At 75.4% G+C, this 9,673-nt stretch carries 8 protein-coding genes; 7 read left to right on the top strand and 1 reads right to left on the bottom strand.

Going from position 1 to position 9,673, the window contains the following annotated elements; genetic code table 11:
- Window positions 1-209: 209 nt before the first annotated feature.
- Entirely contained in the window at window positions 210-1,322 is a 1,113-nt protein-coding gene (locus tag AB0K36_RS20270) for an MGDG synthase family glycosyltransferase (protein WP_364596101.1), read from the bottom strand.
- Window positions 1,323-1,640: 318 nt separating this feature from the next.
- Between AB0K36_RS20270 and AB0K36_RS20265 the strand changes: the two genes are divergently transcribed.
- The 7 genes from AB0K36_RS20265 to ptsP all read left to right on the top strand — a co-directional run bounded on the left by AB0K36_RS20265 (window position 1,641) and on the right by ptsP (window position 9,493).
- The gene (locus tag AB0K36_RS20265) at window positions 1,641-2,501 is read left to right on the top strand and encodes a DMT family transporter (RefSeq protein ID WP_364596098.1); all 861 of its coding nucleotides are present in this window, start codon (window positions 1,641-1,643) and stop codon (window positions 2,499-2,501) included.
- Window positions 2,502-2,506: 5 nt separating this feature from the next.
- The gene (locus tag AB0K36_RS20260; RefSeq protein WP_364596095.1) at window positions 2,507-3,241 is read left to right on the top strand and encodes a polysaccharide deacetylase family protein; all 735 of its coding nucleotides are present in this window, start codon (window positions 2,507-2,509) and stop codon (window positions 3,239-3,241) included.
- A gap of 114 nt (window positions 3,242-3,355) precedes the next feature.
- The gene (locus AB0K36_RS20255) at window positions 3,356-4,117 is read left to right on the top strand and encodes a DeoR/GlpR family DNA-binding transcription regulator (RefSeq protein ID WP_364596092.1); all 762 of its coding nucleotides are present in this window, start codon (window positions 3,356-3,358) and stop codon (window positions 4,115-4,117) included.
- The gene (gene pfkB, locus AB0K36_RS20250) at window positions 4,114-5,061 is read left to right on the top strand and encodes a 1-phosphofructokinase (protein ID WP_364596089.1); all 948 of its coding nucleotides are present in this window, start codon (window positions 4,114-4,116) and stop codon (window positions 5,059-5,061) included. Before AB0K36_RS20255 ends, pfkB begins: the two co-directional genes overlap by 4 nt.
- Before the next feature lie 129 nt (window positions 5,062-5,190).
- Window positions 5,191-7,212 carry a PTS fructose transporter subunit IIABC gene (locus tag AB0K36_RS20245; protein ID WP_364596086.1) on the top strand — a complete coding sequence of 674 codons (2,022 nt, stop codon included), beginning with the start codon at window positions 5,191-5,193 and terminating at the stop codon, window positions 7,210-7,212.
- Window positions 7,213-7,502: 290 nt separating this feature from the next.
- Window positions 7,503-7,781 (top strand): HPr family phosphocarrier protein, encoded by a 279-nt coding sequence (locus AB0K36_RS20240; RefSeq protein ID WP_364596083.1) that lies wholly within the window; start codon window positions 7,503-7,505, stop codon window positions 7,779-7,781.
- Window positions 7,778-9,493: a phosphoenolpyruvate--protein phosphotransferase gene (gene ptsP / locus AB0K36_RS20235; protein ID WP_364596080.1), complete on the top strand. Its 1,716-nt coding sequence runs from the start codon at window positions 7,778-7,780 to the stop codon at window positions 9,491-9,493. The genes AB0K36_RS20240 and ptsP overlap by 4 nt, the downstream gene beginning before the upstream one ends.
- Window positions 9,494-9,673: the final 180 nt, after the last annotated feature.

Below are 9,673 nucleotides of genomic sequence, written 5' to 3'. Positions count from 1 at the left end.
TATTTTTTTATGCATTGGGGCGGGGCCCCTGTTTTCCGGGCTTGGGCCCGGGCGGTGGGGTTGGCCCGGGGCGGGAGGCCCCGGGGGTGGCATCGGCCCGGACGCGAGCGCTTCGGCCGAGGCGGTGCGTCGCCGCCGGCCGCTCGCCACCGCGGTGGCATCGGCCCGGACGCGAGCGCTTCGGTCGAGGCGATGCGTCGCCCCCGGCCTCAGACGCCCGGGGGGCCGCCACCGGCCAGGGCGGCGACGAGGCGTGCCGCGTCGTCGCGGAACAAGGCGGCGGCGCGTGCGACCTGGCCGTCCCTCACCGGACCAGGGGCCAGCAACTCCTCGGCGCGGGCCAGCAGTTCGCCGATGTCGCCGGCCCACGCCGTCACGCCCTCCGCCGCCATCGCGCGCACACCTTTGACGCCGTGGCCGGCGATCGGCCGGTAGCCGATGACGGGAACGCCCGCGGCGAGCGCCTGTACCGCGGTCTGGCCGGCGGCGTTGTCGATCAACAGCCGTGCGTGGGCCATCAGTTCCGGCAGGTCGTCCACCCATCCGAGGGCGACCGCGCCCGGCACCGCGGCCGCCCGGCGGCGCAGCCGTTCGTCGCGGCCGCACAGCAGCACCGGGAGGCAGCCGTGGCGCGCGAGCACCTCCGCGGTACGCGTCAGCCCTGACCCAACGCCCCAGGCCCCGGTGCAGATCAGCACCGGCGGACGGCCGTCGGCCCAGCCCGGCGGGTCCTGCGCGGCCGGACCGCCGAACTCCGGCGGCACCACCGGCCCGGGCGCCGCCGCCGGCCGGCCGGTCGCCGCGTGTACCGCTTCCGCGCACGTCCGGGTGACGCACAGATACTGGTCGTTGCCCGGATGGAGCCAGCCGCGGTGGACGGCGAAGTCGGTGACGAACACGGCGCTCGGGACCGCCAGCGTGCCGCGGTGGCGCATCCGGCCGGTGATCTGACCGGCCAGATGGAAGGTCGACACCAACGCGTCGGGGCGCCGGTCGCGCACGAGTGCCCTCAGCCGGCCCTCCGCCAGTGCGGCCAACGGGGCCATGTCCGTGAGCGGGCCGCGGCGTGACGGCGGCCCGCCCGCGCCGTTCCGCTGCTCCAGGAACACCGCGTGGACGCCCGCGTAGAGGCCCGGAACGTGCCGTACGGAGAACCGGTAGGACGACCGCAGAGCCCGCCCGGCGCCGGGCGGCAGCAGGGTCAGTACGTCACGCACCAGCACCTCGTGGCCCGCTGCGGCGAGCCTGCGCGCCATTTCACCGGCGACCGCGTCGTGGCCGGCTCCCATGCCCGCACTGAGCACCATGAAGCGCCCGCCCATGGGGCCACCTCCTCGCCGCGCGAGCGCCGGAAAGATCCGTCCGGTCCATGGTGGCCCCGGACCGGAGCCACCGGTGCCCGGGAAGGGGGCCGGGGGGACCGATCGGGTGAACCGGCGACCGCGACGCCTGCCGTCGGGCGGCGACCGGGCCGTTCCCCGACAGGCTGGACCCGTTACTCGACAGGCTGGACCCGCTCGGTCCGTGATCCGGGAGGTCCGCATGTTCCGTCGGTCCCGCGCCGCTTCGACCCCCGTGCGGGGCCCGGCGGACGACGACGGGCGGGCGGGCCGCCCGGCGCGCGGGCGGGACGTGCCGCGATGACGGCACTGTCCGTCTGCCTCGCGCTGCTCGGCGCACTCGCCAACGCCGCGGCCTCAGTGCTGCAGAGACGGGCCCTCGCGGACTCCGCCGGCGCGACGGTCATGGCCCTGCTGCGCCGGCCGGTATGGGTGTGGGGCGCGGCGATGCTCGTCCTGTCCGGGGCCCTCCAGGCACTGGCGCTGGCGACCGGGCCGCTCGCCGTGGTGCAACCGGTGATGAGCACGGAACTGCTGTTCACCCTCGTGGTCGGAGGCATCGCCTTCCGGCGTCGGCCCGACCCGCGGACACGGATCGCCTTCGTGGCGATGGCGGTCGGCCTGGGGGGGTTCCTCGCACTGGCCGCCCCGTCCGGCGGCCGGGACACGGTACCGACCGCGCACTGGGTGTGGGCCGGGCTCTCGCTGGCCGCCGCGGTGGCCGTGCTGGTCGCGGTCTCGCTCCGGCTGCCGTCGGCCCCCCGCGCGGCCGTGCTGGGCACCGCGACGGCGATCGGCTTCTCCTGCACCGCCGTGCTGCTGAAGGACGCGCTGGGCCGGCTGCCGGAGGGCGTCGGGGCGGTGTTCGCGACGTGGCAGCTGTACACGGCCATGGGCGTCGGCCTCGGCAGCTTCCTGCTGCTCCAGGTGACGCTCCGGGCGGGATCGCTGGCCGCGTCCCAGCCCGCTCTGACGCTCGGTGACGCGCTGCTGAGCGTGGTGCTCGGGGTGGTGCTGTTCCAGGAGAACGTTCATCTGGGATGGCGTTCGCCGCTCGAAGCGGTGGCACTCGGTCTGCTGATCGGCGGCTGTGTGGAACTGGCCAGGTCCCCGCTGCTGGCGGAGGATCCGGAGAGCACGGGCGGTACGGGGAAATGGTGATGCACATGAACAGCGGATCCACCGCGGCCCTGGCGGTGACGAGCGCGGCGCTCCTCGCGGCCGGTGCGCACATCGGGCCCGCGGCGACCTGGCTTCCCGGAGTGCGCGGCGCCCTCGCCCCGGTCCTCGACGGGCGAGGGCGCCAGGACCGGGTGGCGCTGACGTTCGACGACGGACCCGATCCCCGCACCACGCCGCATTTCCTGCGGGCCCTGGACGAACTCTCCGTACGGGCGACCTTCTTCGTGCTCGGCAGCCGGCTCGCCCAGCACCCCGGTCTCGGCAGGCACATGGCAGCGGAGGGCCATGAACTGGCCGTGCACGGCTGGCACCACGAGAGGCCGTGGTATCCGCGGCCGTCGCGGGACGTGCGGGACGTGGCGCGGACGGCGGACCTGGTCACGGAGGTCTCGGGCGAGCGGCCGCTCTGGTACCGGCCCGCCTACGGGATTCTCACCGGCGGGCGGTGGTACGCGGCCAGGGCCAACGCGCTGTGCCCGGTGCTGTGGACCTCCTGGGGCCGTGACTGGACGGCCGGGGCGACGCCCGGGAGCGTACGCGCGGAGCTGGGCAGGACCCTGAGAGGCGGGGCGACGGTGCTGCTGCACGACACCGACGCGATGAGCGCTCCCGGCTCGTGGCGAGCGGCCCTGGGGGCGCTCCGTCCCGTCGTGGCGGACTGCCGTGCCCGCGGTCTGTCCGTCGGCATGCTCCGCGACCACGGCCTGTCCCCTCGCTGACGCGCGGGCCTGTTTCTGTCCGTTTGCATGCCCGGATCTGTTTACTTCCCCGTGGTTCGTGCGTAGCATCAAGGAAAACCACAGACTCGGTCATGGAAACGGATGTAAAACCACATGTTCGCAGCGGAGCGTCAGCAGGAGATCATGCGCCTGGCCCGCGAAAGCGGTCGGGTGGATGTGCTGTCCCTCGCCGAGGAGTTCCAGGTCACCGCCGAAACCGTGCGGCGCGACCTGAAGGCCCTCGACCGGGCGGGGCTGGTGCGGCGTGTGCACGGCGGCGCCATCCCGGCGGGCAACCTCGACTTCGAGCCAGACCTCGCCGAGCGCGACACGGTCGCCGCCGACGAGAAGGAACGGATCGCGCGCGCCGCGCTGGGCGAGCTGCCCGGCGACGGCAGCGTGATCCTGGACGCCGGCACCACGTCCGCCCGACTGGCGGCCGGCATCCCGGTGGAATCCGGGCTGACGGTCGTCACCCACGCGCTGCCCGTCGCCGCCCGCCTCGCCGACCACCCGGGCATCGCCCTCCATCTGGTCGGTGGGCGGGTCCGGCACCGCACCCGTGCCGCGGTCGACGCCTGGGCCCTGCGCGCGTACGGCGAGATCAAGGCCGACGTCGTCTTCCTCGCCACCAACGGCTTCGACACCGAGGGCGGCCTGACCACCCCGGACCTCGCGGAGGCGGCCGTCAAACGGGCCGCGATCGCCGCCGCGCGCCGGGTCGTCCTGCTGGCGGACTCCTCCAAGTTCGGGCAGCAGCACTTCGCCCGCTTCGGCGACCTGGCGAACGTGGACCTGCTGATCACCGACACGGGCCTGAGCACCGAAGACGCCCGCTCCATCGAGCGGCAGGGCACGGAGGTCGTCCGCGCATGATCCTCACCGTCACTCCCAACCCGAGCCTGGACCGCACCTACGAACTGCCCTCCCTGGACCGCGGCGCCGTGCTGCGCGCGGCCGTGGACCGGGTCGACCCCGGCGGCAAGGGCGTCAACGTCTCCCGGGCGGTGGCCGCCGCCGGCCACCGCACCGTCGCCGTCGTACCGCTCGGCGGGCCGGAGGGCGCGCTGCTCGACCGGCTGCTCGGCGAGCACGGCATCGAGGCCGCCGGCGTCCCCGTCGCCGGTTCGACCCGGGTCAACATCACGCTCGTCGAGCGTGACGGCACCCTCACCAAGGTCAACGCGGCCGGACCCGACCTCGCCCCTGCGGAGGCGGAAGCGCTGCTCGAGACCGTCCGCACCCGCTCGGCGGAGGCGGACTGGATCGCCTGCTGCGGAAGCCTGCCGCGCGGCCTGCGTCCGGAGTGGTACGCCGAACTCGTGGCGCGGACCCACCGGGCCGGCGCGCGGGTCGCCCTCGACACTTCCGGCGCCGCCCTCACCGCGGCCCTGGGGGAGCGGCCCGACGTGGTCAAACCCAATGCGGAGGAACTCGCGGAAGCGGTCGGCCGCCCCCTCGCCACCGTCGGCGACGCCGTCAAGGCGGCGGAGGAACTGCGTGACCGGGGCGCCCGCGCCGTGCTGGCCAGCCTGGGAGCGGACGGCCAACTGCTCGTCGACGACACCGGCGTCTGGTTCGGCCACGCCCCCGCCGAGGCCGTCCGTAGCAACGTCGGCGCCGGGGACGCCTCCCTCGCCGGCTTCCTCACCGCGGGCGGTGCCGGCCCCGTCGCCCTGGCGGCCGCCGTCGCCCACGGCACCGCCGCCGTACAACTGCCGGGCAGCGTCATGCCGTCACCGGCCGACCTGGACCCGGAAGCGGTGACGGTCACCGCTTCCGTCCCCCTCGACCGCGTCCTCGGGGAGCCGGCGTCATGACCGTCCGTCCCGGGCGGACCCACCGTCCCCCTCGTACCGGCGCGCGGCCCTGCGGCCGTGTCGGCGCCGGGGCCCGCCCACCACGTCCCACCACCGCCCTGGGGCGGTTCGCGAGCAAGGAGCCGCGTGATGAGTGAGTTGATCACCGCAGAACTGGTCGACGTCGACCTGGCCGCCGATACCAAGCAGGCCGCCGCGCGGTCCCTCGCCGAGCGGATGGTCGCGGTCGGCCGCGTCACCGACCTCGACGGCTTCCTCGCCGACGTGGCGGCCCGCGAGGCACAGATGCCGACCGGCCTGGACGGCGGCATCGGCATTCCGCACTGCCGCAGCGAGCACGTCACCGCCCCGACCCTCGCCTTCGGCCGCAGCGCCGGGGGAATCGACTTCGGCGCCCCGGACGGGCCCGCCGACCTGATCTTCCTGATAGCCGCGCCGGCGGGAGCCGACGACGACCATCTGACGATTCTCTCCGCCCTGGCCCGGCGGCTCATGGACACCGGGTTCACCGACGCGCTGCGCGCCGAGCGCGATCCGGCGGCGGTCGCGGCCCTGATCCGCGGCGAGGAGGCGACGGTGCCGGCGGAGCCCGCCGGTGACCCCGAGCGCGCTCGGGAGCCCGCCCCCGCGCCCGCCCCCGAGGCGGCCGGCGAGACTCCGGCCGCGGCCGCCCCCTTCCGGATCGTGGCCGTCACGTCCTGCCCCACCGGCATCGCCCACACCTACATGGCCGCCGAGTCGCTGCAGAAGGCCGGCGAGGCCGCGGGCGTCGAACTCGTCGTCGAGACCCAGGGCTCTGCCGGATTCACCCGGCTCGCCCCGGGAGTGATCGCGGCCGCCGACGCCGTGATCCTCGCGCACGACGTGGAGGTCAGGGAGAAGGACCGGTTCGCCGGCAAGCCGACCGTCGACGTCGGCGTCAAGGCCGCCATCAACCGGCCCGCCGAACTGATCGCCGACGTACGCGGCAGGGCCGCCCGCGGTGAGACCACCGCCGCGGCCACCGCCTCGGCGCCCATGGACACCGGCGTCCCCGGCGAGCACTTCGGCACCCGTCTGCGCAAGTGGCTGATGACCGGCGTGAGTTACATGGTGCCGTTCGTCGCCGCGGGCGGTCTCCTCATCGCGCTGGCCTTCGCCATCGGCGGCTACGAGATCAACAGCGCCCCCTCGGTCGCCGAGCACTTCGTGTGGACGGAGGCCGCCAGCTGGGCCGCCCTGCTCTTCCAGATCGGCGGCGCCGCGTTCGGCTTCCTGGTCCCCGTCCTCGCCGGATACATCGCGTACGGCATGGTCGACCGGCCCGGACTCGTACCCGGCATCGTGGGCGGCGCCATCGCCGTCACCGTCAACGCGGGCTTCCTCGGCGGACTCGCCGCCGGTCTCATCGCGGGCGCGGTCGTGATGGCGATCCAGCGGGTCCGTGTGCCGACCGTGCTGCGCGGTGTGATGCCGGTGGTCGTGATCCCGCTCATCTCCGCCGCCGTCGTCGGGTTCCTGATGTTCATCGTCGTCGGCAAGCCCATCGCCTCCCTCCAGAAGGCCATGACCGACTGGCTGAGCGGCCTGTCCGGCGGCAACGCCGTGCTGCTCGGCGTCCTGCTCGGCCTGATGATGTGCTTCGACCTCGGCGGCCCGGTCAACAAGGTCGCCTACGCCTTCGCGGTGGGCGGCCTCGCGGCCCCCACCGACGGCAGCCTGAAGGTCATGGCCGCGGTGATGGCGGCCGGAATGGTCCCGCCCCTCGGCATGGCACTGGCGACGACCGTGCGCGCGAAGCTGTTCACCAAGGCGGAGCAGGACAACGGCAAGGCCGCCTGGGTCCTCGGTGCCTCGTTCATCAGCGAGGGCGCGATCCCGTTCGCCGCGGCCGACCCGCTGCGGGTCATTCCGTCCGCGATGGCCGGCGGCGCGGTCACCGGCGCACTGTCGATGGCGTTCGGCGCCACGCTGCGCGCCCCGCACGGCGGCGTCTTCGTCGTACCCCTGATCGGCGGGCCGCTGGTGTACCTGCTGGCCATCGCCGCGGGCACCGTCGTCACCGCCGCCCTGGTGGTGCTCCTCAAGAGCCGCCGCAAGCCGGCCGGCACGGCGGCCACGGCCCCGGCCGTCGCCGAGGCCGCGGACCCCAAGGTCCCGGCCGCCGCCTGAGAGCCCTGGCCCGGTCCGTCCCGGGCCTGCCGGGAACGGTTCCCGGCAGGTTCGGCCGGGCCCGGCGGGCCGGGAGGAACCGGCCCCGGGCCGGTCCGGCCCCGGAGCGGTCCCGCCCCGGAACCGGCTCCCGGACCGGTCCCGTACCCGGACAGGCCCTGGACAGGTCTGCGGCCGCGGTTCCCGGGCCAGGCTCCGCCCGCCGGCCCAGCGTTGTGCCCTTCCACGGCCGACACACACCCCCACCGGCAGCCCTCGTACCCACCCCATCCCGTAGGAGTGTCATCCCCATGCCCCAGCGCACTGTCGTCATCGGCTCCCGCTCCGGACTCCACGCCCGGCCCGCGTCGGTCTTCGTCCAGGCCGCCGCCCGCCAGCCCGTCAGGGTGACCGTGGCCCGCCACGGAGGCGCACCGGTCGACGCCCGCAGCCTGCTGTCGGTGCTCGCACTCGGCGCCAAGCACGGTGAACCCCTGGTGCTGTCCGCCGAAGGCGACGGCGCCGAGGCCGCCATCGAGGAGTTGGCCACGCTCGTCGCCGCCGACCTCGACGCCCAGGAGCAGCGGTGACGACCGGGACGACGACGACCGCGGCACCCGCGACCTCGGCCACCAGGGTGCTGGACGGCATCGGCGTCGGCGGCGGCAGCGCCGCCGGGCCCGTCGCCCGGATGGCCCAGCCGTCGGTACTGCCGCCGCCCCGCACCGTGGACCCGGCCGACGTACCGGCCGAGGCGGCAGCGGCCAGGGCCGCGCTGGCACGGGTCGCCGCGGACCTGGAGGAGCGGGCGGCCGCCGTCGGCGGCGACGCGGCGCAGGTCCTCTCCGCCCAGGCGATGATGGCCGCCGACCCGACACTCGCCGACCAGGTCGGCGACCTCGTGGCCGGCGGGGCCGACGCGGCCCACGCGCTCGACAACGCGTTCCGCGCCTTCCGCGCGTCGCTCGAGGCGGCCGGTGGCTACTTCGCCGAACGTGTCGCCGACCTCGACGACCTCCGCCACCGGTCCGTCGCGGCGGTACAGGGCCACGCGATGCCCGGCCTGCCGGACCCCGGCCACCCGTACATCCTCGTCGCGGAGGATCTCGCGCCCGCCGACACCGCTCTGCTCGACCCGGCCGAGGTCCTCGCCCTGGTCACCGAACGCGGCGGCCCCACCAGCCACACCGCCATCCTCGCGAAGATCCTCGGCCTGCCGGCCGTCGTCGGCTGCGCCGCCGCCGCGGCGCTGACCGACGGCACGCCGGTGCTCGTCGACGGCGCGGCCGGCACGGTCGTGACCGACCCGGACCCGGACACCGTCGCCGAGGCCGCGGCGCGGGACGAACGACGGCGTGAGGCGGCGGCCCGGGTCAGCGGCCCCGGCCGGACGGCGGACGGGCACGCGGTCAAACTGCTGGTCAACCTGGGCGCCTTGCCGGAACTCGACGCGGCCGCGGCGGCCGACAGCGAGGGCGTGGGGCTGTTCCGCACCGAGTTCCTCTACCTCGACCGCGAGCAGGCCCCCACCGCGGAGGAGCAGACCGGCGCCTACCGCACGGTCTTCGACGCCTTCGCGGGGCGCCGGGTCGTCGTACGGACCCTGGACGCGGGGGCCGACAAGCCACTGCCGTTCGTCACCGCGGCCGACGAGCAGAACCCCGCGCTCGGTGTGCGCGGCCTGCGGACCGCGCGGCGTGACCCGGAGCTGCTCGAGGCGCAACTGGCCGCGATCGCCGCGGCGGCGCAGGACACGGAGGCCGACGTGTGGGTGATGGCGCCCATGGTCTCCGTGCCCGGTGAGGCAGCGGAGTTCACGGCACGGGTGCGGGCCCACGGGCTGCGGACCGCCGGCGCCATGGTCGAGGTCCCGGCCGCGGCGCTGCGGGCGAAAGACCTTGCCCGGCAGTGCGACTTCCTCAGCATCGGCACCAACGACCTGGCCCAGTACGCCTTCGCAGCCGACCGCACCCTGGGCACACTGGCCGAATTCCTGGACCCGTGGCAGCCTGCCCTGCTCGAACTGGTGCGGACGGCCGCCCAGGCCGGAGCGGCCTGCGACCGCCCCGTGGGGGTCTGCGGCGAAGCCGCGGCCGACCCGATGCTCGCCCTGGTCCTCGTCGGTCTGGGCGTGAGCAGTCTCTCGGCCGCGCCGAGTTGCCTCGGCGATGTCCGCGCCACCCTGGCGGCCCATTCGCTGGACGACTGCCGGCGGCTCGCCGGGCTGGCACTGGCGGCCCCGGACGCGACGGCGGCACGCGCGGCCGTGCGGGACGGTTCGGTGCGGGAGGCCCTCACGTAGCCCGCCGCTGACCGGCGGGCAGGGCTTTGCCCTTCCGCCGGTTCCCGGACGCGGTGCGGGAAGCCCTCACGTAGCCCCGCCCAGGTCCGGCGGGCAGGGACGGCCCGTCCGCCGGTTCCCGGACGCCCCGGTGCGACCCCGACCCGGCCGTGCGGGGCGCGGCCCGGCCACTGCGGTGTC

Source organism: Streptomyces kurssanovii, from assembly GCF_040677245.1.
Lineage (GTDB): Bacteria > Actinomycetota > Actinomycetes > Streptomycetales > Streptomycetaceae > Streptomyces > Streptomyces kurssanovii.
Note: the sequence above shows the minus strand (reverse complement) of the source record. Positions and strands in the feature narration are given on the sequence as shown.

Coding starts and splice junctions, on each gene's coding strand:
- AB0K36_RS20255 (WP_364596092.1), top strand. CDS start 3,356: ATGTTCGCAGCGGAGCGTCAGCAGGAGATCATGCGCCTGGCCCGCGAA.
- AB0K36_RS20270 (WP_364596101.1), bottom strand. CDS start 1,322: ATGGGCGGGCGCTTCATGGTGCTCAGTGCGGGCATGGGAGCCGGCCAC.
- AB0K36_RS20245 (WP_364596086.1), top strand. CDS start 5,191: ATGAGTGAGTTGATCACCGCAGAACTGGTCGACGTCGACCTGGCCGCC.
- pfkB (WP_364596089.1), top strand. CDS start 4,114: ATGATCCTCACCGTCACTCCCAACCCGAGCCTGGACCGCACCTACGAA.
- AB0K36_RS20240 (WP_364596083.1), top strand. CDS start 7,503: ATGCCCCAGCGCACTGTCGTCATCGGCTCCCGCTCCGGACTCCACGCC.
- AB0K36_RS20265 (WP_364596098.1), top strand. CDS start 1,641: ATGACGGCACTGTCCGTCTGCCTCGCGCTGCTCGGCGCACTCGCCAAC.
- AB0K36_RS20260 (WP_364596095.1), top strand. CDS start 2,507: ATGAACAGCGGATCCACCGCGGCCCTGGCGGTGACGAGCGCGGCGCTC.